The 25,350-nt window shown below is 63.8% G+C and carries 24 protein-coding genes and 1 tRNA gene; 11 read left to right on the forward strand and 14 right to left on the reverse strand.

Translation table 11 applies throughout. From position 1 onward, the window contains the following. Nucleotides 1–78: 78 nt before the first annotated feature. Nucleotides 79–1,092, forward strand: a complete 1,014-nt coding sequence (locus tag KYE46_RS05050) for a zinc-binding dehydrogenase (protein ID WP_219003916.1) — start codon at nucleotides 79–81, stop codon at nucleotides 1,090–1,092. Nucleotides 1,093–1,141: 49 nt separating this feature from the next. Further along, a complete protein-coding gene (locus tag KYE46_RS05055) occupies nucleotides 1,142–1,846 on the forward strand; it encodes an FkbM family methyltransferase (protein ID WP_219003918.1) in 705 nt (234 codons plus the stop codon). A gap of 403 nt (nucleotides 1,847–2,249) precedes the next feature. Here the strand turns inward: KYE46_RS05055 and KYE46_RS05060 are convergent, their stop codons facing one another. Continuing rightward, nucleotides 2,250–2,903 (reverse strand): 50S ribosomal protein L25/general stress protein Ctc, encoded by a 654-nt coding sequence (locus KYE46_RS05060; RefSeq protein WP_219003920.1) that lies wholly within the window; start codon nucleotides 2,901–2,903, stop codon nucleotides 2,250–2,252. Nucleotides 2,904–3,039: 136 nt separating this feature from the next. Between KYE46_RS05060 and KYE46_RS05065 the strand changes: the two genes are divergently transcribed. Next, nucleotides 3,040–4,212: an MFS transporter gene (locus tag KYE46_RS05065; RefSeq protein ID WP_219003922.1), complete on the forward strand. Its 1,173-nt coding sequence runs from the start codon at nucleotides 3,040–3,042 to the stop codon at nucleotides 4,210–4,212. On the opposite strand, the gene KYE46_RS05070 is transcribed toward KYE46_RS05065, so the two are convergent. Both KYE46_RS05070 and trpA read right to left on the reverse strand, forming a co-directional pair. Next, nucleotides 4,167–5,330, reverse strand: a complete 1,164-nt coding sequence (locus KYE46_RS05070; RefSeq protein WP_219003924.1) for an alpha-hydroxy acid oxidase — start codon at nucleotides 5,328–5,330, stop codon at nucleotides 4,167–4,169. The two genes, KYE46_RS05065 and KYE46_RS05070, sit on opposite strands and share 46 nt — an antisense overlap. A 79-nt stretch (nucleotides 5,331–5,409) precedes the next feature. After that, on the reverse strand, nucleotides 5,410–6,213 hold the full coding sequence (gene trpA / locus KYE46_RS05075; RefSeq protein ID WP_219003926.1) for a tryptophan synthase subunit alpha: 804 nt from the start codon (nucleotides 6,211–6,213) through the stop codon (nucleotides 5,410–5,412). A 200-nt stretch (nucleotides 6,214–6,413) separates the two neighbouring features. Here trpA and KYE46_RS05080 point away from each other — a divergent pair, with 200 nt between their 5' ends. Beyond that, the gene (locus KYE46_RS05080; protein ID WP_219003928.1) at nucleotides 6,414–6,599 is read left to right on the forward strand and encodes a hypothetical protein; all 186 of its coding nucleotides are present in this window, start codon (nucleotides 6,414–6,416) and stop codon (nucleotides 6,597–6,599) included. Between the two features lie 293 nt (nucleotides 6,600–6,892). On the opposite strand, the gene KYE46_RS05085 is transcribed toward KYE46_RS05080, so the two are convergent. After that, the gene (locus KYE46_RS05085; RefSeq protein ID WP_219003929.1) at nucleotides 6,893–8,230 is read right to left on the reverse strand and encodes an MATE family efflux transporter; all 1,338 of its coding nucleotides are present in this window, start codon (nucleotides 8,228–8,230) and stop codon (nucleotides 6,893–6,895) included. A 156-nt stretch (nucleotides 8,231–8,386) separates the two neighbouring features. Here KYE46_RS05085 and ychF point away from each other — a divergent pair, with 156 nt between their 5' ends. Then, nucleotides 8,387–9,484, forward strand: coding sequence for a redox-regulated ATPase YchF (ychF, locus tag KYE46_RS05090; RefSeq protein WP_219003930.1), 1,098 nt, complete (start codon nucleotides 8,387–8,389; stop codon nucleotides 9,482–9,484). A gap of 79 nt (nucleotides 9,485–9,563) precedes the next feature. Here ychF and KYE46_RS05095 read toward each other — a convergent pair whose 3' ends face one another. Continuing rightward, nucleotides 9,564–10,214, reverse strand: coding sequence for a DUF1236 domain-containing protein (locus KYE46_RS05095; RefSeq protein ID WP_219003931.1), 651 nt, complete (start codon nucleotides 10,212–10,214; stop codon nucleotides 9,564–9,566). 375 nt (nucleotides 10,215–10,589) lie between these two features. On the opposite strand from KYE46_RS05095, the gene rarD reads away from it, so the two are divergent. Further along, nucleotides 10,590–11,483, forward strand: coding sequence for an EamA family transporter RarD (rarD, locus tag KYE46_RS05100; protein WP_219003932.1), 894 nt, complete (start codon nucleotides 10,590–10,592; stop codon nucleotides 11,481–11,483). A 53-nt stretch (nucleotides 11,484–11,536) separates the two neighbouring features. Beyond that, nucleotides 11,537–11,626 (forward strand) — tRNA-Ser (locus KYE46_RS05105). A gap of 301 nt (nucleotides 11,627–11,927) precedes the next feature. Here the strand turns inward: KYE46_RS05105 and KYE46_RS05110 are convergent. Both KYE46_RS05110 and KYE46_RS05115 read right to left on the reverse strand, forming a co-directional pair. Next, nucleotides 11,928–12,371: a ferritin-like domain-containing protein gene (locus tag KYE46_RS05110; RefSeq protein ID WP_219003933.1), complete on the reverse strand. Its 444-nt coding sequence runs from the start codon at nucleotides 12,369–12,371 to the stop codon at nucleotides 11,928–11,930. Nucleotides 12,372–12,390: 19 nt separating this feature from the next. After that, nucleotides 12,391–13,218, reverse strand: coding sequence for a manganese catalase family protein (locus KYE46_RS05115; RefSeq protein WP_219005017.1), 828 nt, complete (start codon nucleotides 13,216–13,218; stop codon nucleotides 12,391–12,393). Nucleotides 13,219–13,409: 191 nt separating this feature from the next. On the opposite strand from KYE46_RS05115, the gene KYE46_RS05120 reads away from it, so the two are divergent. Continuing rightward, nucleotides 13,410–14,591 carry a S41 family peptidase gene (locus KYE46_RS05120; protein WP_219003934.1) on the forward strand — a complete coding sequence of 394 codons (1,182 nt, stop codon included), beginning with the start codon at nucleotides 13,410–13,412 and terminating at the stop codon, nucleotides 14,589–14,591. Nucleotides 14,592–14,786: 195 nt separating this feature from the next. Further along, on the forward strand, nucleotides 14,787–15,191 hold the full coding sequence (locus KYE46_RS05125) for a response regulator (RefSeq protein WP_219003935.1): 405 nt from the start codon (nucleotides 14,787–14,789) through the stop codon (nucleotides 15,189–15,191). A 205-nt stretch (nucleotides 15,192–15,396) separates the two neighbouring features. Here the strand turns inward: KYE46_RS05125 and KYE46_RS05130 are convergent, their stop codons facing one another. The 3 genes from KYE46_RS05130 to KYE46_RS05140 form a co-directional block, all read right to left on the reverse strand. After that, nucleotides 15,397–16,806: a sensor histidine kinase gene (locus KYE46_RS05130; RefSeq protein ID WP_219003936.1), complete on the reverse strand. Its 1,410-nt coding sequence runs from the start codon at nucleotides 16,804–16,806 to the stop codon at nucleotides 15,397–15,399. 177 nt (nucleotides 16,807–16,983) lie between these two features. Next, complete coding sequence (locus tag KYE46_RS05135) at nucleotides 16,984–17,673, reverse strand: N-acyl amino acid synthase FeeM domain-containing protein (protein ID WP_219003938.1); 690 nt, start codon at nucleotides 17,671–17,673, stop codon at nucleotides 16,984–16,986. Nucleotides 17,674–17,695: 22 nt separating this feature from the next. Continuing rightward, complete coding sequence (locus KYE46_RS05140) at nucleotides 17,696–18,430, reverse strand: class I SAM-dependent methyltransferase (protein WP_247716919.1); 735 nt, start codon at nucleotides 18,428–18,430, stop codon at nucleotides 17,696–17,698. Between the two features lie 319 nt (nucleotides 18,431–18,749). Here KYE46_RS05140 and KYE46_RS05145 point away from each other — a divergent pair, with 319 nt between their 5' ends. Further along, entirely contained in the window at nucleotides 18,750–18,911 is a 162-nt protein-coding gene (locus KYE46_RS05145; RefSeq protein WP_219003940.1) for a hypothetical protein, read from the forward strand. A 97-nt stretch (nucleotides 18,912–19,008) separates the two neighbouring features. Here KYE46_RS05145 and KYE46_RS05150 read toward each other — a convergent pair whose 3' ends face one another. From KYE46_RS05150 to KYE46_RS05165, 4 genes are all read right to left on the reverse strand, one after another. Further along, nucleotides 19,009–19,881 (reverse strand): UTP--glucose-1-phosphate uridylyltransferase, encoded by an 873-nt coding sequence (locus KYE46_RS05150; protein ID WP_219003941.1) that lies wholly within the window; start codon nucleotides 19,879–19,881, stop codon nucleotides 19,009–19,011. 66 nt (nucleotides 19,882–19,947) lie between these two features. After that, nucleotides 19,948–21,441, reverse strand: a complete 1,494-nt coding sequence (gene ggpS, locus KYE46_RS05155; protein WP_219003943.1) for a glucosylglycerol-phosphate synthase — start codon at nucleotides 21,439–21,441, stop codon at nucleotides 19,948–19,950. Further along, the gene (locus KYE46_RS05160; protein WP_219003945.1) at nucleotides 21,441–22,232 is read right to left on the reverse strand and encodes an HAD-IIB family hydrolase; all 792 of its coding nucleotides are present in this window, start codon (nucleotides 22,230–22,232) and stop codon (nucleotides 21,441–21,443) included. Before KYE46_RS05160 ends, ggpS begins: the two co-directional genes overlap by 1 nt. Then, nucleotides 22,229–23,371, reverse strand: a complete 1,143-nt coding sequence (locus KYE46_RS05165; RefSeq protein WP_219003946.1) for an NAD(P)H-dependent glycerol-3-phosphate dehydrogenase — start codon at nucleotides 23,369–23,371, stop codon at nucleotides 22,229–22,231. The genes KYE46_RS05160 and KYE46_RS05165 overlap by 4 nt, the downstream gene beginning before the upstream one ends. 553 nt (nucleotides 23,372–23,924) lie before the next feature. Between KYE46_RS05165 and KYE46_RS05170 the strand changes: the two genes are divergently transcribed. Further along, nucleotides 23,925–25,349 carry a circularly permuted type 2 ATP-grasp protein gene (locus tag KYE46_RS05170; RefSeq protein WP_219003947.1) on the forward strand — a complete coding sequence of 475 codons (1,425 nt, stop codon included), beginning with the start codon at nucleotides 23,925–23,927 and terminating at the stop codon, nucleotides 25,347–25,349. Nucleotide 25,350 lies beyond the last annotated feature (1 nt).

Genomic DNA, 25,350 nt, shown 5'->3' on the forward strand with positions numbered 1-25,350 from the left:
CGCCCATGTGATATGGGTTGGGTCTGCGTTTGCCAAGGCAATGTGGGCCGAGGCAGCTGCACCGACAGGAGAGAACCGATGGAACAGCCCAAGACAATGCGCGCCCTCGTGCTGCGCGCGCCCGGTGCGCCGTTGCAGTTGGAAGAGGTGCCCTGCCCGGAGCCGGGGGCAGGCGAGGTGCTGGTGCGGGTCGTGGCCTCTCCGATCAACCCGTCGGATCTGGCGATGCTGCAGGGTGAATACGGCTTGGGCTGGCCCTATCCGTTGATCCCGGGGCTGGAAGGCTCGGGCGTCGTGGTGCAGGGCGGCGGCGGCGTGATGGCGCGGTTCATGGTCGGTCGGAATGTGGCGCTGGTGGGCGAGACGCAGGGGCTGTGGGCGGAATATGTCGTGGTGCCCACGGGCCGGGTCCTGCCCCTGCCCAAGGACCTGCCGCTGGGGGTGGGGGCGAGTTGCTTCGTGAACCCGCTGACCGCCATGGCGCTGGTGCAGGAGGTCTTGGACGCGGGCGAAAAGAGCGCCGTGTCGACGGCCGCGGGCGGGGCGCTCGGAGCAATGATCCGGCGGCGGGCGGCGCAGAAGGGGGTGGAGATCATCAATATCGTGCGCACGGAGGCACAGGTGGAGGCGCTGAAGGCCGAGGGCGCGCACCACGTGTTGAACGAGACCGAGGCGGGTTTCGAGGCCGCGCTGGCCGAGGCCTGCAAGGCGCTGCGCTGCCGGGTGGCGTTTGATGCCGTGGGCGGCGCGATGACCTACCGGCTGGCCGAGGCGCTGCGCGGTGGGGGCAAGATCCTGATCTACGGCGGCTTGTCCGGAGAACCCACGACGCTCCATCCCGGCACGATGATCTTCAAGGGGTTGAACGTGCAGGGGTTCTGGCTGTCGAAGCGGTTGGAGAGGATGGCCGCGCCCAAGGTGTTCCTGATGATGCGGGAGGTGACGAAAGGATTGCAGGAAGGCTTCGCGCAGACCCGCGTGGCGCGCTCGGTTCCCTTGGAAGAGGCCGCGCGGGCACCGTCGGACTATGCAAGAGACATGAGCGGCGGCAAGATACTGATCTCGACCGGCGCCTACCCGCTGGGGCTTTGACGCCCTCAAATCGCCAAAATCGCCTTCTAACGGGCAGGATATGACAGAAATGACCCCTCCCCCCGACGCCGGTGCAGAGCGCGTCTTCGAAATCAACGGCGTGTCGCTCGGGCTGCCGGAGGGTCTGGCGAATGCGTCGATCATCGATAAGCTGGCCGATGGCAGCTACGAGGCCGACGAGGCGCGCGCGGTGGATCGCTGCGTGCGGCCGGGCCTGCGGGTTCTCGAACTGGGGGCAGGGCTCGGCTATGTCGGCACCCTTGCGGCGCTGAAGAGCGAGCCGGAGAATATCCTGTCGGTGGAGGCGAACCCGGAGCTGTTGCCGGTGATCCGCGCCAATCACGCGCGCAATGGCGTGGAGGAGGTCAGCCTGATGCACGGCGCGGTGGTGGGGCACGCGGAAGAGGGTGCGACAGCGCGCTTCCACATCGCCGGCGGGTTCACCGGCTCGCGGCTGGGCGCGCGCGGCGGGCGGCAGGTCGAGGTGCCGCTGATCGGATTCCACGAGCTGATCCGGGCGCAAAGGCCCCATGTCGTGCTGATGGATGTGGAAGGGGCGGAAGCGGGCTATTTCGACCGCGCGTGGAAATGCCCGCTGCGGTTCTGCGTGATGGAGATCCACCCCAAGCAATATGATGCGGCGGTGATCAAGAAGATCGTCGACCGGATGAGCGCCATGGACATGACCTATGATCCGGTCACCTCGCGCGGCAAGATCCTCGGGTTCCGCAAGGTCTGGAGCGAGGGCGTCTGAGCGCGAGCGGCAGTGTTTGGGGCTTCTGTCGGATTGAGTTGCATTTTCCAGGATGAAGAGGGAGCGGGGCGTGCTGCGGCGGGCCTTGGGGGCTGGTTGGCTCGTGGAGGGGAGTTGCCGTGGCGGGTGCGGCAAAGGCGCGACCGGCAGCGTTTGGGGGCAGGTGTGGGATTGAGTTGTAATTGCCAAGATGAAGGGGGGAGCGGCGCGTGCTGCGGTGGGCCTTGGTACTTGGTGGCGGGCTGGGGATGGGTGTTTGTTAGCAGCTTGGGGGGCGGGCGCTTGGTGCGGTCGATATGGCGCTTTGTCTGAGGTTGTCGCGCGGGGCCTTGTTGTCGCAAAGGAAAAGCGCCGCCCGGGGGGATCCGGACGGCGCTTCAGGTTGGTGCTTGAGGGCGGAAGATTACTCTTCGTCGACCTCGATGGCCGGCACTTCGTCGGGTGCGGGCTGGTCTTCGTCGTCGGCTTCGCTCTCGGAGGAGACGAGGCCGGACGGCGCGGTCAGGTTCGCGATCACGAAGTCACGGTCGATCGTGGCTTTCGCACCCTCGGGCAGCGTGACCGAGCTGATCGTCACGGTGTCGCCGATTTCGAGACCGGTGAGATCGATGGTGATCTCTTCGGGGATGTCACCGGCGGTCACGCGCAGCTCGACCTCAGGGCGGACCATCGTCAGAACGCCGCCCTTTTTCAGGCCGGGGCATTCTTCTTCGCCGACAACGGTGACGGGGATGAAGAGCGCGATCTTCGAGGTGCGCTTCAGGCGCATCAGATCGACATGCGTCGGCAGGTCCTTGACCACATCGCGCTGCACGTTGCGGCAGATCACGCGCACGTCGTCTTCGCCTTCAACCTTCAGGTTGAACAGCGTCGAGAGGAAACGACCGTCTTTCAGGCGCTTGAACAGCACGTTGTAGGGGATGTTGATCGCCAGCGGATCAAGGCCGCCACCATAAACGATACCGGGCACCTTGCCTTCACGGCGTGCTTGACGAGCGGCCCCCTTGCCTGTCCCCGTACGTGCCTCAGCGATAAGATCAGGAATCTCACCAGCCATTGGAATTCTCCTAGAGTTATGAGCCGCCTCCAAGGGTGTCGGCTCTGGGTTCGTAAGACCGCGCGTATAGGGGAGGAGGGCGGTTTTGGAAAGCCCCCTCTTGCACCTTCTCTAAGCCCGTGCCAGCGGTGGCGCCATGTCCGTCTTGACCGCTCTCGCCCTCTCGCGTCGCCCGCTCATCGCCTTCATGATCGTCGGCGTGTTCTGGGGCAGTTTTGCCGCCCAGGTTCCGGTGCTGAAAGCCGGGATCGGGGCCGATGACGCGACCTTCGGGCTGGTGCTTCTGGGCACCTCGATGGGGTTGGTGGCGACCATGTGGCTGGCGCCGCCTTTCGACCGTCGCCTGGGCAGTTGGGCGATGCCCGCCGCCGCCGCACTCTTCGCCTGCGTGGCGCTGGGTCCCGCGCTGGCAAGCGGCGCGGTGACGTTCTTCGTGGCGATGCTGCTGGCGGGCTTTTGCTCGGGGATGCTCGACGTGGTGATGAATGCCCGCGTCTCGGAGCTAGAGGCGCGCCACGGGCGCAGCCTGATGAATGCGAATCACGCCATGTTCTCGGTCGCTTACGCGATATCGGCGATCCTGACCGGCTTCGCGCGGGAGGCCGGATACGCCCCCGGCCAGATCTTCGTGGCCGTCGCCGTCACGATCGCCGCCATGGCGCTGTTCCTGCGAACGGAAGTGACGCCGACAGACGACGCGGCGCGGCGCGCGAACCGGTTTCCCTGGGGCGTGGTCCTGCTTTGCGGGGCGATCGTGCTGGTCGCCTTCTTCGTGGAGGCCACGGTCGAGGCCTGGTCGGCGCTCCATATCGAGCGCACCTTGGGCGGGCGCGCCGCCGAGGGTGCCTTCGGCCCGGCGATCCTGGGGCTGACGATGGCCGTGGGACGCTTCTCGGGGCAGGCGCTGACCGAGCGGTTCAGCGAACATGCGATCATCGTGATCGGCACCGGGCTTGCCTGTATCGGGTCGGTGATCGCGGCGGCCTCGGTGACGCCGCTGATGGCCTACGTGGGCTTCGGCGCGATGGGTCTGGGAATCGCCGCGGTGGGGCCGGTGGGCCTCGCGATCGTGGGACGCCTGGTGCGCCCTGAGCACCGGACCGCCGCCGTGGCGCGGGCGGCGGTGATCGGCTTCATCGGCTTCGTTCTGGCGCCCTCGTTGATGGGCTTCATCTCGGGGGCGGTGGGTCTGCGATGGGCCTTCGTCACCGTCGGCGCCATCGCCTTGCTTGCGCCGCTGCTGGCGGTCTACCTGCGGCGGAGCTACACCCAGCCGTCGGAAAAACCCTTGGGCACCAGCAGGTTGTGACGGCCGAGGTTGGCGACGTCACGCTCGCCGCAGAGGCCCATGGTGGTGGAAAGCTCCTTCTGGATCACCTCCAGCGCCTCGGTCACGCCCTGCTGCCCGCGCGCCCCCAGACCGTAGACGTAGGCCCGCCCGATCATCGTGCCCTTCGCGCCCAGGGCCAGCGCCTTCAGCACGTCCTGGCCCGAGCGGATGCCGCTATCGAGGTGCACTTCGATCTTGTCGCCCACCGCATCCATGATCTGCGGCAACATGCGGATCGAGGAGAGCGCGCCGTCCAGCTGCCGCCCGCCGTGGTTGGAGACGACGATGGCATCGGCGCCCACGTTCACCGCCTCTTTCGCGTCGTCGACATCGAGGATGCCCTTCAGGACCACCGGCCCGTCCCACCAGCTGCGGAACTCCTTGATCCGCTCCCAATTGAGGGAGGGGTCGAAGGCCTCGGCGGTCCAGGAGGACAGCGAGCCGGGGTCGGTGACGCCCTTGGCGTGACCCACGATATTGCCGAAGAAGCGCCGCTTGGTGCCCAACATCTCGAGCCCCCAAGGCACCTTGGTCATCATGTTGGCAACGGATTTGGGCGTCAGCTTGGGCGGGGCGGAGAGGCCGTTCTTGATGTCCTTGTGGCGCTGACCCATGATCTGAAGATCGACAGTGATCACCAGCGTGGTGCAGCCGGCCGCCTTTGCGCGGGCGAACAGGCGCTTCATGAAGTCGTCGTCCTTGAGGGTGTAGACCTGGAACCAGAACGGCTTCTGCGTGTGTTCGGCCACGTCCTCGATGGAGCAGATCGACATGGTCGAGAGCGTGTAGGGCACGCCGAAGCGCTCGGCGGCGCGGGCAGCCTTGATCTCGCCATCCGCCGATTGCATCCCCGTCAGCCCGACCGGGGCGAGCGCCACCGGCATGGTCACGTCCTGACCCACCATCGTGGAGGCCGTCGTGCGCCCCGCCATGTCACGCGCGATGCGCTGGCGCAGGCGGATCAGGTCGAAATCCGAGGAATTCTCGCGGAAGGTCTGCTCGGTCCAGCTGCCGGATTCGGCGTAATCGTAGAACATCTTCGGCACGCGCCGCTTGTAGATGCGCTTGAGGTCTTCGATCTCGGTGATGGGGGACATGGGCGGGCTCCGCAATTTTGGTAAGAATTCTTTACCAATGATGCGGGAGCCTGTCCATGGGCGCGTAAAATGCGCGCGCTCAGCCCCGGTGCGCGCCGTCCGCGAGGCTTTTCACGAAGGACAACACCTCGGGGACCGGGGTGCCGTCGGCGATCTTCGACACGATGGCGGAGCCGACCACGCAGCCGTCGGCGATGGCGGCGATGGACTCAGAGGCCTCGGGGGTGTTGATGCCGAAGCCGACGATCACCGGAAGGTCGGTCTTGGCCTTGATCCGGGAGACCTCGGGCGCCACGTCCGAGGCCTGCGCCGCAGCGGCGCCGGTCGTGCCGGTGACGGAGACGTAATAGACGAAGCCGGAGGTATTGGTCAGCACCTTGGGCAGGCGCGCGTCATCGGTGGTGGGGGTGGCCAAGCGGATGAAGTTGAGACCGGCGGCCTGGGCGGGAATGCAGAGTTCCTCGTCTTCCTCGGGCGGCAGGTCCACGACGATCAGCCCGTCGATCCCGGCCTCTTTCGCGTCGCTTAGGAATTTATCAACGCCGCGCGCGTATATCGGGTTGTAGTAGCCCATGAGGACGATGGGCGTGGTGTCGTCGCCCGCGCGGAAATCGCGGGCCATCTGAAGGGTGCGCTCCAGCGTCATGCCGCCTTCCAGCGCGCGCTGGCCAGCCAGCTGGATCGTCGCGCCGTCGGCCATGGGATCGGTGAAGGGCAGGCCAAGCTCGATGATGTCGACGCCGGCGTCAGGCAGGCCGCGCATGATCTCGAGCGCGGTATCGGCATCGGGGTCGCCCGCCATGATGTAGGAGACGAAGGCTTTCTTGCCGGAGGCTGACAGGCGCGCGAAGGTATCGTCGATCCGAGTGGTGGGGCGGGTCATGGGGGTATGCTCTCTCTGGCTGGCGTTGGATTGGTTTGGCCCAAGGGTTGGCAGAAATCAATGGGCTGAGGCGATTGGAGGCGGTACGTCGGCCAGCCACCGGAAGGGACGCGGCGCGGACGGCATGGCGGAGGGGGAAAGCGCGATGGTTTTTCCCGATGGGACTGGAACAATCCGACGGGTGTAGCCATTTACTGAGCATGAATTATTTACTCGCCATTCTGCTACCACCCCTGTCGATCTTCCTTGCCGGACGGGTCATCCTCGGGATCATCATCGCACCGATCTGGATATTGGCCCTGATCTTCTCGGGCGGGCTGACCCACCCGATGTTCGTCCTCCTCGCGTGGTTCGTGATCTTCGAACGCCGCGAAAAGCGCGGCTGATTTGATCTGGCGAACTCGGTCAGAGCCGGGTGGCGAGGCGGTCGAGCGACCGTGCGCCTGGGGCAGGTGTATCTCGAGCAATATCTCCCTGTCGTTGAAACGGGCGCATCGGAAGTCGTGGCTGGACCGCCGGGTAGCGCTGCGGTAGGAGGCCCTGCCTTTGGCTGGGCGTGCCTGGAGCGGTATTTTCACTGTTTGCGACACGCGCCCTGAGAGAAGCGCGACTGATGCCGGCGCGTCTGCTTCTTGTGAAGCAGGTCAGGGCGTCGCCGACGCTAACCCCAACCGCCCGCCTAGGCCTCTCGTGCTTTCATCGTCGCCGGGGCCGTCAGACGCCAGAAGCGGAGGGGGAGGGCGATGGCGGCGATGGCGAGGCCGAGGGTGTAGCCGGCCCAGATCCCGAGGGCGCCGAAATCAAAGATGATGCCGAGTGCGTAGCTCGCGGGGAGCGCGATGACCCAATAGGCGACCAGCGTGATGACCGTGGGGCGGTTCATGTCCGACATGCCGCGCAGCGCGCCCAGCGACGTGCCCTGAATGCCGTCTGTGATCTGCATCATCGCCATGATGATGAAGAGCGTCGCGGCCAGGGTGATGACGGCGGGATCGTCGGACATGGCTTCGGCCAGTGCACGCCCGCCGAAGATGAACACGCAAGACGCCATCGCGAGCCAAATCACCACCATCAGGAACGAAGCCTTCAGGATCGGGCGCAAGCGGTCCGGCCGCCCTGCGCCCACGGCATTGCCGATGCGGATCGAGACCGCGCCGGCCATGCCGAGCGGGATCACGTAGGCCAGCCCGCCGATGGCGTTGACGATCTGGTGCGCGGCCAGCGCCTCGGCCCCGAGCCAGCCGATCATCAGGCCGATCATCGCATAGGCGCCGCCCTCTCCGGCGTAGCCGAGGCAAAGCGGCACGCTCTCGCGCAATTGCGCACGCACGTCGGCCCATGCGACGGCCACGGCCTGCCGGTAGGGACGCAAGCCCTCGGACCTCGTGACGACGATCCAGGCGGCCAGCAGCGAGAGGCTCTGGGACAGGATCGAGGCGAGGCCCGCGCCGAGGATGCCCATGTCGAGCACATGGATGAAGGTGTAATTCGCCGGGATGTTCACCACCACGCCGATGTAGCTGAGGCCCACGGCCGTCCAGGGCCAATCGACGGCGTCGAACAGCGCCTTGAGGCCGAAAAACAGGGTGAAGGGCACGATCCAAAGCGCCATGGAGAGCCAGTAGGGCAGCAGAATGTCGAGCACCTCGCGCGGTTGGCCGAGAGGGCCGAGCAAGGGGTAGACGGCCGCCATCGACGCCGCCGCGAGGATGCCGCCGATCAAACAGAGGAGCAGTCCCGAGCGGAAGGCCAGCGCCACGCGGGCCGGGTCGGCTGCACCTTCGGCCTGGCTGATCTGGACGGAGATGACGGTCAGAAGACCCCAGAGCGCCGAGATCAGGATGATCAGCACGGCTGTCGTGACCCCCGCCGCCGCCAGCGGCACGGTGCCCAGCGGCGAGATCATCACGGTGTCCACCACGCCGATCAGCAGCGCCGCGGTGAGCCCCACCATCAGGGGCACCGATAGGCGGATCAGGGGGGCGAGTTCCGCCCGCGTGGTGGCTTGGCTATGCATGGCTCCGTCCTACGCCGATGGCCGCAACTGTCAATCTCGGGTCGTGCGCGGGCGCGGCGGGGCGGGTGCGGCCTCCGCGTGCCAAGCCTTGACCTTTGCCCCTGCCGCGACCTACATGCGCCCTTGTTTTTCCTGAGCTTCAGCGGAGTGCGTCACATGGGTTTCAGAATGGGCATCGTGGGCCTGCCGAACGTCGGCAAATCGACCCTTTTCAACGCGCTGACCCGCACGGCGGCGGCGCAGGCGGCGAACTTCCCCTTCTGCACGATCGAGCCCAACGTGGGCGACGTGGCGGTGCCCGACGCGCGGCTCGACAAGCTCGCGGCGATTGCATCGTCGAAGTCGATCATCCCCACGCGGATGACCTTCGTGGATATCGCGGGCCTCGTGAAGGGCGCGAGCAAGGGGGAGGGGTTGGGCAACCAGTTCCTCGCCAACATCCGCGAGACCGACGCCATCGCCCATGTGTTGCGGTGTTTCGAGGATGGTGACGTGGTCCATGTCGACGGCCGCGTCGACCCGATTGCCGATGCTGAAACCATCGAGACCGAACTGATGCTGGCCGACCTCGAGAGCATCGAGAAGCGCATGGCGAACCTGACCCGCAAGGTACGTGGCGGCGACAAGGAGGCGGTGCAGCAGGAACGCCTGCTCAACGCCGCGAAGGCCGCGCTGGAAGACGGCAAGCCCGCGCGCTCGGTCGCCGTTGACGAGGAGGACGCCAAGGCCTGGAAGATGCTGCAACTGCTGACCACCAAGCCGATCCTCTACGTCTGCAACGTCGAGGAAGAAAACGCGGGCAGCGGCAATTCCCAGTCGGCTCGGGTGGCGGAAATGGCCGCCAAGCAGGGCAACGCCCATGTGGTGATCTCGGCCAAGATCGAGGAAGACATCAGCCAGCTGGATGCCGAAGACGCCGAGATGTTCCTTGAAGAGCTGGGGCTGGAAGAGCCCGGCCTCGACCGGTTGATCCGCGCGGGCTACGAGCTGTTGAACCTGCAGACCTATTTCACCGTCGGCCCGAAAGAGGCCCGCGCCTGGACGATCAAGGAAGGCACGCTCGCCCCCGCGGCGGCGGGTGTGATCCACGGTGATTTCGAGGCCAAGTTCATCCGCGCCGAGACCATCGCCTACGACGATTACGTCGCTCTGGGCGGTGAGAACCCGGCGAAGGACGCCGGCAAGATGCGCGCCGAGGGCAAGGGCTACGTCGTCAAGGACGGCGACGTGCTGCACTTCCTGCACGGCGGCTGAGGCAAGCGCTGCAACGAAAGCGGGCCGGTCGCCCCCTTGCAGGCAACCGGCCCTGAGATCCTGTCAGATCAGACGCAAGTTAGCGAATGATGGACACGATCGTGCGGTTCTCGGTCGAGACGACAGCCGGGACGCCGTTCACGTAGACGTAGCTGTACTCGGTATCAGGCACGGCCTGCAGCTCGACCTCGGCCGGGATCCCGGCACCGACAACGACTTCACCCTCGAGATAGACGGGCTCGACTTCGTTGGTGCGCACATATGTCACGACTTCGTCCGGAACGCTGTCAACGGCGGCTGCACCGGCGATGGTTCCGCCGACAACGGCGCCCACGGGGCCCGCGATCAGCGAACCTGCGATGGCACCGATGGTGGCACCGGTGGCACCCGCGCCCACTTCGGCGGCGATGTCATCGTAGCGCACGATCTCGACTTCGACTTCCGGCGTCTGGCTCACGACAACGGCAGAGCCGTCCATCGACGCGGTGAGGTAATCGGCGAAGGCCCAACCGGTCTGACCCTCATAGGTCACTTCGCACCAGTTGCGGGTTTCGAGGCAGGAGGTGACAGTCACTTCACCCTCGCCGTCGATCACGTCGATCACGTCGAACTGCGGACCGGGGCCCGCGCGGAGGTTGAGATCGGTGGTGGCGTTGGCTTGAACGGCTGCGGATGCGGCAGTGCCCATCAGGAGGCTTGCGGCAGACAGACCAAGGATAACGTTCTTCATGTCAGTTTCCTTTCACTTCATGCGGGCACCGGGTTGGCGCTCCGTCGAGGTGGCAACGGGTCTGATGAGGCTTGGTTCCGGCGATTTCAGCGCTTGCGCGTATAATAAAGTGCGGGGGTCCGAAGTGGCGTTTTTCCGCATATGTGACGGCGCGCGCTGGGCGGCGTTGCGCCCATTTCATCCGGCGTAATCAACAATTTGTCAGCGCGTGAGGAGGGCGCTCCTCGGGGTAGGGCGCCAGCGGTCGGCACCGACGAATTCGTCCGGCGTCCACGATGGTCGATCCGTGATCGCCCGTCTCACAAATTTTCATTTGCCCCCGGTGGACGCTTCAGGCTTTCTCCGCCCGTTAACGATCCTGAAAGCGACAGCCCCATGGCCAATACCTCCGACGACACGCCTGCGGGCTTTGCCTATGCGGTCAGCGCCTATGCGCTCTGGGGAGGATTGCCGATCTACCTCAAGGCGCTGGCCCATGTGCCGGCGATGGAAATCGTGGCACATCGGGTGATCTGGTCGCTGCCGATCATCGGGCTCCTGATCCTGATCACCGGCCGCACGGCGGACCTGAAAGCGGCGCTGCGCAGCCCGCGGATGCTCGGCATGGCGGCGATTACGGCGCTATTCGTCTCGATCAACTGGGGCGTCTACATCTGGGCCATCGCCCATGACCGCGCGTTGGACGGGGCGTTGGGCTATTACATCAACCCGCTCTTCAGCGTCTTTCTGGGCGCCGTCCTGCTGGGAGAGCGCCTGAGCCGCCTGCAATGGGCGGCAGTCGCGCTGGCCGCCCTCGCCGTGCTCGTGCTGACCGTCGAAGAGGGTCGCCTGCCCTGGGTGGCGCTCGCGCTGATGCTGAGCTGGGGCGGCTACGCCTTCTGCAAGCGCAAGCTGCCAATCGGCCCGAACCAGGGCTTCTTCCTCGAGGTCGCGATCCTCTGCGTGCCGGCGCTGGCCTACGTGCTCTGGCTCGGCGCGACGAGGCAGGGCCAGTTCCTTGCCGGAGACGCGCTCGACACCTGGCTGCTGCTGGGCTGCGGCCTCGTCACGGCGATCCCGCTGATCCTCTACGTGAACGGCGCCAAGCTGCTGCGGCTGAGCACCATCGGCATCCTGCAATACATCGCGCCGACGCTGATCTTCCTCGTCGCGGTCTTCCTCTTCCGCGAGCCCTTCGGCCCGGCCCGCATGATCGCCTTCCCGATGATCTGGGCGGCCCTGGTGCTCTATTCCGTGGCCCTGTTCCGACAATCCCGAAAGGTCGCATGACACCCGAGATTTCCGGCTTGTTTTCCCCGAACACCGACATTAGACGGGTCAACGGAGACGTGGCCGAGTGGTCGAAGGCGCTCCCCTGCTAAGGGAGTAGGCGGGAAACTGTCTCGAGGGTTCGAATCCCTTCGTCTCCGCCACACGCCAATTTCGTCAGTTTGATCGGGTCGCCTTGGGCGGCCCTTTGTTCTGTCCTGCAGGGTGTAGCGCGTCGTTCGGGATGTCTTGTACTTGTTCCGCTCGCCTCGTGGAAAAGGCTCATCGGCTACCTGCGCGCTGGCTAACAAGGCGATAGCAATGGCTTATACGTGGTCGCCAAACGCAAATGGGCCCCTCACAGAAGAGGAGCCCATTCAGCGCTGTTGACGCCGGGCGGACACTTAATGTGTCCAGCGGTGGTCTGGGCCGGCGCATTCAAGGCGCCGACCCATAGGGTTGATTTCAACTTTGGACTGTTTCCATCCAGGCGCGGTGACGGCGTTCGTCAGCAAGCCCTTTTTCGGCAACGGGCCGTAATTCCGCATCCGTGACATCATTTTCGAGGGTCTGCTGATAAGCAGCGACGGTATCATCCTCGTTTGTTTTCATCGCTTTCAGAATAGCATCATCGCCGGCGAGGTCCGCCAATGCGACTTTCCCGGTGGTAAGCCACTGTTTCATGTCGCCCTCCACTGGTTTTTCGATGCCCAAGCTATCCGCAATGCGGCCGAGCTCCTGAATATGGGACTCATGATCTCGCCGGAAATTCTCGATCTGTTGGCGATATTCCGAGTTGTCGAGCCGTTCAATGGTGCTGTCATAAGCCGCGATAGCGTCATATTCCAAAGTGAGGAGGTTTTTAACGAGATCAGCTACTGTGGATTCGGTTCCAACTGTGGTTGGCATGAATAATCTCCCTTATCAGTTATTTCTGCTGTTCGGTCTGGGTGCCGGAATGCGGCCGCGCTTTGCCGAGGCTGGGCTTCTGTCCCAGCGGATCAGGCTTGTCCCGCTTCGAGAACTCGCTGCGACCATCGAACGAAGGACCGGACGTCCAACGCCCCTCGGGTGTGGGTTCATCCAGCGATGTGTTGAGGAAGTAGTAGGAATGCTCCGTCGCTTCATGCTCCTGCGGCGTGCTGTTGGGGATCGGCATGGCTGCTTCCCAGCCGCCCAACTCTTCGATCACTGCGAGCCATTGTTGCTGGTGCATCGTGTCGCGGGCGATCAGGAAGGACAGCATGTCCTTCATGCCTGTGTCGTCGGTCATGTTGTAAAGGCGCGACGCCAGAACACGGCCGCCGCTTTCCGCTGTCACGTTTGCCATCATGTCCGCGGCAAGATTGCCCGTGGCGTAAACGTGGCTCATGTCGAATGGCACGCCATTGGAGTTCACCGGCATGGCCGACAGGCCCGAGGAAAGGATGTGCCGGGGGTTTGCGCCGCCCATGATCGCATTGACGACCGGGTCTTTCGCGGCCTCTTCCTGCACGGTGAGAGGGGCCCCTTCGAGATTCAGGGCAACGGCATGGCCGAGAAATTCGATATGAGACAATTCCTCCGTTGCCGTCATCATCAGCATGTCGCGATACTTGTCGTCACCGCGCGCGCCCATGGCCTGAAAGAAATACTGCATGGCGACCCGAATTTCGCCCTCGACGCCGCCAATTGCCTGCTGGAGAAATTTGGCGAATTGAGGATCGGGTTTATCGACACGGACATTATATTGCAGTTTGCTTGAATGATGAAACATTGAGCTCTCCTGATAATTTTGAAACGCGGGGTTTGCAGGAGGAAAACAACGGCAGTCCGCCAAGGTTCCAGCTTTTGTCCGGCTGAGCGATAGGTTGCCGATAGGTCGGGCAAAGGCTTATCTGTTTTTTGGTGCTAAGGTTGTATCTTCCCTTCCTGGACATTGAATCCCGCATGGATGCACAGTGGCCCATGTCATTGATCCAGGACCTGGAACTGATTGAGAGGACGGTTCTGCCGGTCGACCCGAGTTTCCGGGCCATCGGACGCGACGTGATGGCGCGTCATATCGACGACGCGCGGTGCGCCGCGCTGGCGCACGGTAAGGACGCATTTCTGCTGTCAGTGATGCGCCTTCTGGCGCTTCCCGGGAACGGTCATACGCGCCTTATCCCAAATGATGCGATCTCGGTTCTGCCTCTCAGGTTCGTCACCATCGAGGGCTCTGTCCGACTGCTCGCTGCGCCGCCGGGGCTCTCCACGGCGATTGGCGGTAAATTGCTATCCGTGAACGGTGTGCCTCTCAGCGAGATCGACCGCGTCGCAGAAAAGCTTCTGGCGGGAACGCCGCAGCGTAAACGCGTCATCGGGCCGATCCTCTTCGCCTGGCCCGGCGCTTTGGTCCATTTGGCCGCGTTCTCCGGCAGCGGGACGATCACCTACCAGCTTCGCGACGGGGAGGGACGGGTCCGTGAGCTTGTTCCGGATACGGCCGTGACGATCCCCGCATCGGTGCTCTACCCGCGAAACGAGCATGGCAAAACGGACGCGGCATGGGTGCCTGAGACCTTTCTGGAGATGACAGACTTTGGTGAGCGGGGCGTCTTCCTCGGGCTTCCGAGCTTCTTTGACCCCGGAGAGACTGTCCTGTCGGCTGCGATATCGGAGGCAACGGCCCACGTGAGATCGCGCCCGCGCGCGCCCATCTTCGTCGATGTGCGCGGAAATACGGGAGGCGATTTCCTCCGAACCATGCCCTTGATCGACGCGATTTCGGAAGGGGCCGAGGAGCGCCGGGTCGCGGTGCTGGTCGACAAGTTCACCTTCTCCGCCGCGATCGTTTTCGTCGCGATCCTGAAGCATCGCCTCGGAGACCGGCTCAGCCTCATCGGGGAAGAGATGGGGGACGGCCTGACGTTCTTCGCGGAAGGGGGCACGATCGAGTTGCCCGTCAGCGGCGCGGCAGTTCGATACTCGACGGCCTTCCACGATTGGGCCGGGGGGCGCATCGACGAGACCACCCCGCGCGAGATCGCGGAAGAGATCGTCGCGGTCGGAACAATGGAGGTGGACCGTCGTTGGGCCGCGATTTCAGACGATGTCCATTCGCGGGATCGGTTATGCCGGGAAGTGCTGGATAACCTGAAGTCTTAGCGGATGCGCGGTTAGCGCAGACCTTCCGCCTGGGCGTGCCGCCGCCTTCGTGCCTGCATCGAATCCCAAAAACGCCTTAGTTGAATGATACGTCTGGCGTATCGTTAGTCCGCAAGGGGCCGTTCCGATTCGGAACACGTCTTCGAAACAGACGGGCAACGGTTCAACGCAACTCGACATACGAGGCGCAAATCGATGCAGAACGCTACTCCCAAGATCCTCCATGTGGACGATGATCTCGACATTCTGGAAATCTCCCGAATGGCACTGGAAACCGTTGGTGACCTTGCGATCACGCAGTGTTCGTCCGGCTTCAAGGCCGTGGAAATCGCGCCCGAATGGCAGCCGGATCTGTTTCTGCTTGATGTGATGATGCCCGAGATCGATGGCATCGAAACCCTGCAGGCGCTGCGCAAGGTGCCGGGGTTCGACGAGACGCCTGCGATCTTCATGACGGCGAAATCGTCGCCCGATGATATCGAGATGCTCATGCGCCACGGGGCGCTTTCGGTGATCAAGAAGCCGTTCGATCCCCTGACCCTGGCCGACGAGATCGTCGAACTGTGGCGCAACGCCATGAAGGACCGAGCCGCGTCCTGAGCGGCCGTTCGATGCGCTGCCCCTGAGATTTTTCCTGATCGTTAGACAAATGCCCGCTTCAGGCGGCGCTTGTTCGTGCGCTGGCCTCTTCGGGGAGGGGCACCCCCTGTCGTTGGACACGGGGGGCTTCTAAGCCGCGCTACTGTCTAGGAGGGGGATAGGCCGTCCACCATGCAGTCTCCTGCATCGGCGGACAGCCTTCGGGTCAGGCGGCCTTGCCGAGGGGCTTGAAGACAGGGTTGGGGCTGTTCTCGTCTTTCAGACGGTCGAACTCCACGAAGAAGGTGGAGCCCACGCCCAGCTCGCTCACGTAGTCGATGACGGCGTTGTGGCGCTGCACGATCTGCTTGCTGATGTTGAGCCCGAGGCCGGTGCCCCCAACCTTGCGGATGTTGGAGGAATCCACCTGGCTGAACTTGCCGAAGACACGGTCCCATGCGCCGGCGGGGATGCCGGTGCCCTCGTCGTGCACCGAGATGCGCACGCGCGAGCCTCGGACTTCCACCTTCACGTTCACCGCGCCGCCTTCGTCCGAGAACTTGAGCGCGTTGGACAGAAGGTTGCTCAACACCTGGATCAGGCGGCCGCGGTCGCCCTTGATCACGCAGTCCTCGCCGCAGAGATTGGTCGAGACCTGGATGCCGAGTTTGCTGGCGAAGCCCGCGGTGGATTCCACCGCCTCGCAGACCAACGCATTGGCATCGATGGGGTTGAAGTGGAATTTCATCTCGCCCGCCTCGATCTTCTGCATGTCGAGAAGATCCTCGATCAGGGCGGCAAGGCGATGGCCGTTCTTGGCCGCGATCCCGATGGCGGGTTTGACCGTGTCGGGCAGGGGGCCGAGCTTCTCGTTCCGGATCAGCTCCAACGAGCCGATGATGGAGGTGAGGGGCGTGCGAAGCTCGTGGCTGACGGTGGCGAGGAAGCGCGACTTGACCTCCAGCGCGGCTTTCGTGCGCTCGTTCTCTTCACGGATCAACTCCATTTGTTCGAGCCGTTCCTGGTGGCTCGTGTAGAACTTCACCGAGATGTCGACGATGAAGTAGAGCACGAAGATGATGGTGAAGAACTCCAGCCAGATCCGCGACTCGAGCGGCGGCAGGTAGCGGAAGACATCGAGAAACGCGATGCTCAGGAACGCGACCGCGTAGATCGACAGGCGCAGCATCAGGATGCCGACCATCTGACTGTTGTACATCGCCGCGAAAACGGCGGCGGAGAACAGGAAGAAGAGCGGCGTGAAATGGCCGGGCTCGCCCTGTTGGACAGCGATGTTGACGCTGAAAAGACTGATCGCCACCGCGCTGAGCGCAGTGTTGCGGGCGATGCGCCTAAGGATGCGGCGCCCCACGACGGGGTCCTTGCCATCCCAGGATTGCGAGCGGCGGCCGAGGAGCTCATCCATCATCTCGGTCAGCGCGACGATGATGTAGCAGGCGAAAACAGTGACCGGGTCATAGTAGAAGGCCGCGAGGATCGCGGCGGCAAGAAAGCTCGCCTGACGCTTCCAGATCAACTGGTTCGCAAGGCGAATATAGTCGCGGATACTCTGCTCGCGACCGACCGAACTGAACCAGTCGCTCCTGTTTACCCAAATAGATTTCAGGTTTTCCATTCCCACCTTCCACACTCTGTGAAAGTAAAAGTTACCGCTCAAATGCGTTTAAAATAGACCGCTTACCGGATATGACGTGGCCATATTCGTACCAATTTGCGGCGAAATTATAGCATTGCGGCCACTGAAGTGACGTAGCGTGAGGTTCTGCTGAAAAAAGGAGGCAGTTGATCGCGCTCAGGCAGCCTCGAAGCGGGTGCTTTTGGAGGCGACGTAGACGTCCGCAAGCTCGGGGAAATCGATGTTGGAATGCGGGACTTCGCTGACGGGCCCGAAAACCGGTGTGCGCTTCAGGACAGCCGCGCGCTGCTCGCGCACTTTCGCGGTCAGCAGTTGGATCGGCTTCTTCAGCGCCGGATAGCTGCGCGGCTCGGAGGCGATCTCGTAGCCCAGGTAGCGCCGGTAGAAGGCAGTGTGTTCGGTGCGAACGGGGGCAAGGGCCACGTCGATGTCGTAGAACATCGTGGCAAGGAACGGGATGCGGAGGACAAGGAAGTGCAGCGGCACCCGCTGCTTGCGGGCGGCCGGCGTGATCACGAAACGGGTCACGTCCAGCGCCGTCTGACCGCGCCTGATCGTCTTCATCAGCTCGGGGAAGACCTCCAGCGTGGGTGACGTGGGCGTGAGCTTCGACATCACGTGGAGCCTGACGGCCGCGAAAACCTCGCCGTCGAGTTCAACAGAGACATGGACGCAGTTCGGGCTCTCGTCGAACGGATCGGTCATCAGCCGGCTCTCGTTCGCGACGATCGATCCTTCGGCACGGTAGCAATCGTAGCGCAGGCGGTAGACCTGCTCTAGGTCGTCCTGATTGGTCAAAACCTTGTACCGCGCGCGCGACAGCGTTTCGATGACTTGACTGTTCATGAAAGTCCCTCCGCTCTGGCGATTATGGTTTTGCGCGACATACGAGGAGGTCGCTGTAATCTCGGTAGACCGCCTCGCGTCGATGGATTTCGAACCCCGCGGCGGTGACAGCCGTGGCGATCTCTTCCGCGGTATGGGTCCAGTAGGTGCCCTCTTGCTGCGCCTTGAGGATCGTCTTGTTCTGCTTGGCGATCTCGCGGCCCTGCCAGAAGACGCGCAGCGCGCCGGTCAGACCGTGTTCGCGCTTGAGGCTGGAGAAGAGGTAGCTGCGCCAGTCGGCGACATCCATGTCGCGGCCAAGGTCGATGAGGTAGAGCCAGCCGCCCGGGCGCAGCAGACGGCGCATGTCGCGCAGGCGCTGCTCGGGATCCGGCATCGCGTAGAGCGCGTGCACGCAGATCAAAAGGTCAGCCGTGCCCGAGGCGCCGATATCCTCCAGCGCGAAGGCCTCGTATTCGACGTTATCGAATTGCGCCAGTTTCGCGCGCGCAGCCGCGTTCATGCCGATGTCGGGTTCGACAAGGTGAATTTCGCTATCGGGGCAGGTGCGGGCCGCGACTTCGGTGTAATTGCCGGTGCCGCCGCCAATGTCGTAAATCAACCGGGGCGTCTCGATAGTCCCGAGGAATGCCTCGAAGTCCTGCAGAAGCTCCTGATACGCCGGATTATGCTCGGAGAGCAGATCGTACGCCGTGGCGTAGGCGCTCCAATCGGCTCGGATCGACCGACCGGATGTTTCAGGATTTTGGACGTTCACTTCGATTAACCTCTCAGCACAAGCGTGTGACGGCTTTGGAGAACGTCTCCTGATTTACTGGTAAAAAACTTTCGCACGATAAGGTGCGTAAGAGAAAAATGACCTGCTACGTCATTGATTGCAAGGAGTTTTCGATTTCGGGAGGGGTGGAGGAGGGCGGTTTCGGGGGTCTGGCGGGGGGCGCGATGCCACGAAAAAGCCAAGGAAAAAAGGCGTTATTGCCTCATTTCGGCGGGCTTTGCCTTCAGTCTGCCAAATTGCCGCCCCAATTCTCGCAGACGACGGTTGAGCTGATATTTGGCAGCGAATCGGAGTCGTGATGAAAGTTACAGCGCTTTATGATAGTCCGGTCGAGTTGGAGCTCGTCGCGCATTTTCTGGGCATGGCCGCCCATGACAATGACAACGCGCCGCCGCGCCATTCGCTGCGCACAAAAGCCTCTCGCATGACACGGCCGCTGCTCACGCCACTGCTGGGGTAGGGCACCGGTCGCACCCACTGCGCCGCGGACAGTCCAGATGAAAAAAGCGCGCCGTGAGGGCGCGCTTTTTCGGGCGATGGCAATGGGACGGCGGCGGTCAGGCGGCGCTTGGGTGGGCTGTGGCGAACATTTCGATGACTTCCGCCAATTCTGGGTTCTGCGACGCCAGGTGCAGCGTGGCCTGCAACATCCCCGCCTTCGAGCCGCAATCAAACCGGGTGCCCGAAAAGCGGAAGCCCGAGATCGGGCGCGTCTTCGCGGCCTTGGCAATCGCGTCGGTCAGCTGGATCTCGCCCCCGGCGCCCGCGCCCTGGGTTTCGAGCGCGTCGAAAATCTCGGGCGATAGCACGTAGCGGCCGATGACGGCCATCTGTGACGGGGCCTCTTCCGCACTGGGTTTCTCGACCATGTCCTCGGCGCGGGTGATGCGCCCCTCCTGACCCGTGACCGCGAGGATCCCGTATTTGGAGACCTCAGCCGGCGCCACGTTCATCGCGGCGACCATGTGGCCGCCGTCGTAGGCGTCGATCATCTCGCGGATGCAGGGCGCTCCGAGGATCAGGTCGTCGGGGAGGATCACCGCCACGGGGCCGTCCAGAACGTGCTCGCGCGCGCAGAGGACCGCGTGGCCGAGACCTTTCGGCTCATCCTGCATCACGAAGACCACGTCGTCGGTCGGATTGAACGCCGCCTCCTTCAATTCCTCCGCCAATTTCGGCTTGCCGCGTGCCTCCAGCTCGCGGCGCAGGCGCAGGTCGTCCATCACATGGCGCTCAATCGCGGGCTTGGAGGGGTGCGAGACGAAGACCATCCGCTCGACCCCCGCCGCGCGCGCCTCGTCGATCGCATATTGGATCAGCGGCGTGTCGAGCACCGGCAACAGCTCCTTGGGCGTCGCCTTGGTCGCGGGCAGAAAGCGGGTGCCAAGGCCGGCAACAGGGAAGATGGCGGTGCGGACGGGGTGTGTCATGGATGTGGACCTCATAAAAACAGCAATAGGGACGCCTGCGGGACAGGCTGAAATCGGGTTTGTCAGTCAGGCAACGGCTCCGGGTTTTAACGCAGCACCCAGCTCCAACGTTCCCGGACGCCAGCCGGAAATGTCGTCGGCCTTCACCGCGGCGCGCAGGTGCTTCATGCGCCGCTTGCGCTCCAGCGGCTCCATCGAGAGGGCCTGCAGGATCGCGTGGTCGGAGCCGCGGTGGGAGTAGGGGTTCGTCGTGACCGCCCCGTGCAATTGCACGGCCGCGCCGGCGAATTCGGACAGGACCAGCACGCCGTCATCATCGGTGCGCGAGGCCACGTATTCCTTGCACACGAGGTTCATGCCGTCCGCCAGGGGCGTGATCCAGGCCACGTCGGCGGCCTGGTAGTAGGCCACGAGCTCATCGAGCGGCAGCGCCCGCGAGACGAGGGTGACGGGCTGCCAGTCCAACGTGCCATAGCGCCCGTTGAGCCGGCCGGCGGCCTCCTCGATCTGCGCCTGCGTCACGGCGTAAGCGGTCATGTTGCGGTTGGCGGGGACGGAGATATGCATCAGCCGCAGCTTCTCGGCCCGCAGTTCCGGGTGGGCGTCGAGGATGCGCTCGAAGGATTCCAGCTGTTCCACGCCGCCCTTCGTGTAATCCGTGCGCCCGACCGAGATGATCAGCCGCGAGTCGCCCAGATCCTTGCGAATCTCGGCCACCTTTGCAGCGGTTTCAGGGGTCTGCGCGACGGACTCCAGATACCGCGTGTTGACGCCCACGGGGCAGACGCTGATCGCGGTGGTATGGCCCTCATGGGTGATCGAGGTGCGCACCTCGCGTTCGGTCAGGGCCGTGGCCTCGCTGATGAACGAGCGATCGACGGACACCCGCTCGCCCAGATCGACGTCGAACAGGCTGCTGGCAACGGACACGAAATTTGCCGCGTAGCGGGGGATGTGGAAGCCCACGTCATCGCAGGCCAGCAGGCTCTGGATGATCTCGCGCCGCCACGGCAGGACGTTGAACGTATCGGCGGAGGGGAAGGGCGTGTGGTGGAAGAACGCGATGCGCACGTCAGGCCGCAGCGCCCGCAAGTAGCCCGGCACCAGCCAGAGGTTGTAATCATGCACCCAGACTAGCGCGCCCTCAGCGGCTTCCTCGGCCGCGGCCTGCGCGAACTGCTGGTTCACGTCGCGAAAGTTGTTCCAGTCGACGGGGTCGTAGTTATAGCGCTCCTTGAAGGCGTGCAGGATCGGCCAGAACGCCTCTTTCGAGGTGACATGATAGAACTCGCGGACCTGCTCTTCAGAGAGCGGGAGCCTCGAGACGGTGTAGCTGCCGTGTTCGTCCGAGATCTCGACCTTCCGGTCGAACTCGGGCGCGGAGGGGTCCTCGGCGAGTTTCCAGGCAATCCACGAGCTGTGCTCGACGCTGCCGAAGAAGCTCTTGAGCGTCGGGACAATGCCGTTCGGGCTCTTGTTCGGGATCCGGATGGTCTCGCCGTTCTCGACGACTTCCTCGTAGGGTTGGCGGTGGTAGACGATGACGAGTTCAGATGACATCACGCGCCTCCTTGTGGCTTTGTTTCGGACAATAGCTTGTGGTGGAGAATGGCCTCGGCGATCCCGGCGACGCCCACGCCCTCGGCGCAATGGACGTGAGCTTGACCCTCCAACCGCTCCAGCAGGGCAGGCTCCGAGCCGCCCACGGCGACGGCGGGCAATCCCAGTTCCAGCATCGACAGATCATTCAGTGTGTCGCCCGCGACAAGGGTGTTCTCGTTCTTCACCCCCAGATGCGCCAGGAGCCGCAGGAGCGAGGGCCCCTTGCTGATGCCCACGGGCAGGACATCGAGAAAACGGTTGTCGGAGACGAGCGCGTCGAGCCCCAGACCGGCGACCACGTCGAGCGTCTTGTTATCGAACCGGTCCGGGTCCAGATCATAGCTGACCCGGTAGCGGAACGCCGTGGATTGCAGCGTCAGCCCCGGCGCGCTGTGCAGCGCGGCATGGACGCGGGTCGAGGCATCGCCCCACGCCGTGGCGATCTCGGCCTCCAGCGCGTCGATGGGGCAGACCTGGCCGTTGAGGTCGAAGGCCGCGATCGTGGTGCCCACGTCGCCGACAACGAAATCCGGCCGCGGCACGCCGTCCCGGACCAGTTGCGTCACGAAGCCGGGGTCGCGCCCGGTAACGAAGATCAGACCGACCCGGGCCCGGTTGTTCTCAATCCATTGATAGAACTCGGCGCGCTGCGCCTCGGTGCCCCCGAGGAATGTTCCGTCGAGGTCCGTGGCGAGGACGAAGTCTTTCTCTGCGATCGGGTGAACGTCGAACGTTTCGTGCCGGGTCATGAGATCCTTTCTGCAAGTGTTGCAATGTCTTGGTCGGTTGCGGGGTGGGCGAAGGCTACATCCATCGCCAAGGGTTCTGCCTCGATCGGGCGCGCCCAGAGGGCGGCGAAGGCCTGACCGAGATCGGCGCCGTCGTGGAGGATGGCGCGCACGAATTCGCAGATCGGCATTTCGATCCCGAGGGCGCGCGCGAGGTCGGTGATCGAGAGGGTGTTGGCCTCTCCTTCCACCACGACGGGTCGGCCCTCGAAGCAATCTTCGCGCGCGATGCCCTGGCCCAGTTGCAGCCCAAGCGACATGTTGCGCGAGGTCGGGCTGTTGCAGGTCAGGGTCAGGTCACCCAGTCCGGACAGGCCGGTCAGGGTCTCGCGACGTCCGCCGAGCGCGAGGGCCAGCGCCTTCATCTCATCCAGTCCGCGCGTGATCAAGGCAGCGCGGGTGTTGTCGCCGAAACCGGCGCCCGTCAGCATACCGCAGGCCAGCGCGATGACGTTTTTCACTGCGCCGCCGATCTCCACGCCGACGAGGTCGTCGGAGATATAGGCGCGGAAATGCTGCGAGGAGAGGGACACGGCCAGCCGCGCCGCGACGCTGCGGGCGGGGTCGAGGCGCTCGGCCGGGGAAAAGGCAAAGGCGACGGTCGCGGCGGTCGGATGGTGCAGGACCGTCTCTTTCGCGAAGGTCGGCCCGGAGACGCAGCCGACCGGGTGGCTGGAGAGCTCCTCTTCCACCACCTGCGTCATCAGGAGGCCGGTCTCGGGCTCGATCCCCTTGGCGCAAACGGCAATCGGGGTGCCGGGCGCGAGGTGGGGGCGCATGTCACGGGCGACCGCGCGGATCGCGCCGGAGGGCACGACGAGCAGCACAACGTCCGCGCCGCGCAGGGCATCCGCCATCTCGTAGCAGCCGCTCAGCGAGGGCGGCAGCGGTGCCTCTCCGGTGAAGGCGCTGTTGCGGTTGTTGTTTGTAATATCATCGACCACCGCCGCGCTGCGGCCCCAGATTTTGACGGCTGTGCCATCCTCGGCAAGGGACGCGGCCAGCGCGGTGCCCCACGCCCCCGCGCCGATGACGGTGGGCGCGGTGAAGGGGGTGACGGCAGAGGGGACGGGGCCGTTCTGAAAGCTTTGGTGTTTCATGCAGGTCTCCCTTCCCTTGGGGCGCTTCTTTCGGCGTGACGCTGTGTCAGGCGGTGGCGCGGATCGATGTCGGAGGCTTCTCTGCGCCCGCCGCGTGACGTGTCGGCGGGGCTCAACGATGTCGTTTTTGAAACATACATGTCGTTAACGTTGTATTGCCCCTCTGTCCTGTCAATGCTGCACCGCAGAGAAATGTTCCCTCCCCCGGCAAGAAACATTGGTTTTTGCTCATTTTTTACGCGTGCTGCTCGAAATTTGCGTCAGAGTGCTAGGTGAAGGTCCAACGATGCCTTGAAACCGAGCACGGGAGCAGCCCCTTGAACCCACCGATCCGCGCCATGAGCCTCCGAAGTATCACACTGCTCGAAGCCCCGGCGCGGTCCGTCTCTCGCCTAAATCGTCGCTCGCAAAAGGCATCAGCCTGTCAAAACCTGAGCGCGCCGTCATCTTTGATGGCCGGCAAATGCCTGAATTCTGTGCAGTTTCAGAGGTCAATTTCAACGCCGCCAAGTCCTTCCTTGCGTTTCGGCCAATGTCTCGAAAGACTTGAGCCATGACGACAACAGATGGTTTTTTCGACGAGATGTGTCGCGCAGACGGTGTGCGACCTCCCTATGACCGGTACCAGAAGTGGTTTGAAGCGCAGGACGTTGCGCGGCTGGCCCAGAAGACCAAGGAAGCCGAGCGCTTCTTTCGGCGTACCGGTATCACCTTCAACGTATACGGACAGGATGACGCGGAAGAGCGGCTGATCCCGTTCGATCTGGTTCCCCGGATCCTATCAGGTCAGGAATGGAACCTGCTGTCGCGCGGGGTGGAGCAGCGGGTGAGGGCGGTGAACGCCTTCCTTCATGACATCTACAACCGGCAGGAGATCCTGCGCGCAGGCATCGTGCCGGTCTCGCTGATCGCGCAGAACGATGCGTTCCTGCCGCAGATGATCGATTTTGCCCCGCCCGGTGGCGTCTATACCCACATCGTCGGCACCGATATCGTGCGGACCGGCGAGAACGAATTCTTCGTGCTGGAGGACAATGCGCGCACCCCCTCTGGGGTCAGCTACATGCTGGAAAATCGCGAAACCATGCTGCAGATGTTCCCGCAGCTGTTCAGCCAGATCAAGGTGCAGCGGGTCAGCGATTACCCCAAGAACCTGCGCGCCTCGCTCGAGGCCTCGGCACCGCCGAACTGCGAAGGGCGGCCGTTCGTCGTGGTGCTGACGCCCGGCATCCACAACTCTGCCTATTACGAGCACAGTTTCCTCGCGGACCAGATGGGGGTCGAGCTGGTGGAAGGGCACGACCTTCGGATCATCGACGGGCGCATCAAGGTGCGCACCACGCGCGGTTATCGCACGGTCGACGTGATCTACCGCCGGGTCGACGATGCCTTCCTCGATCCCCTCAGCTTCAATCCGCAGTCGCTTCTGGGCGTGCCCGGCATCATGGATATCTACCGCGCGGGCAACATCACCATCGCCAATGCCCCCGGAACCGGCGTGGCTGACGACAAGGCGATCTACAGCTACATGCCTGATATCGTGGAGTTCTATACCGGCGAGAAGGCGATCCTGAAGAACGTGGAGACATACCGCTGTTCCGAGCCGGACAGCCTGAAATACGTGCTCGACAACCTCGGCGATCTGGTCGTGAAGGAAGTGCATGGCTCGGGCGGTTACGGGATGCTCGTGGGGCCTGCCGCCAGCAAGGCCGAGATCGCCACCTTCCGTGAAAAGCTTCAGGCGAACCCGTCGAACTACATCGCGCAACCGACGCTGAGCCTCTCGACCGTGCCGATCTTCACCGAAAGCGGACTGGCCCCGCGCCACGTCGATCTGCGGCCCTTCGCGCTGGTCTCACCGAAGGAAGTCAACATCACGCCCGGCGGTCTGACCCGCGTGGCGCTGACCGAGGGCAGCCTCGTGGTGAACTCGAGCCAAGGGGGCGGCACCAAGGATACCTGGGTGTTGGAGAGCTGAT

It is taken from the genome of Gymnodinialimonas ceratoperidinii, assembly GCF_019297855.1.
GTDB lineage: Bacteria > Pseudomonadota > Alphaproteobacteria > Rhodobacterales > Rhodobacteraceae > Gymnodinialimonas > Gymnodinialimonas ceratoperidinii.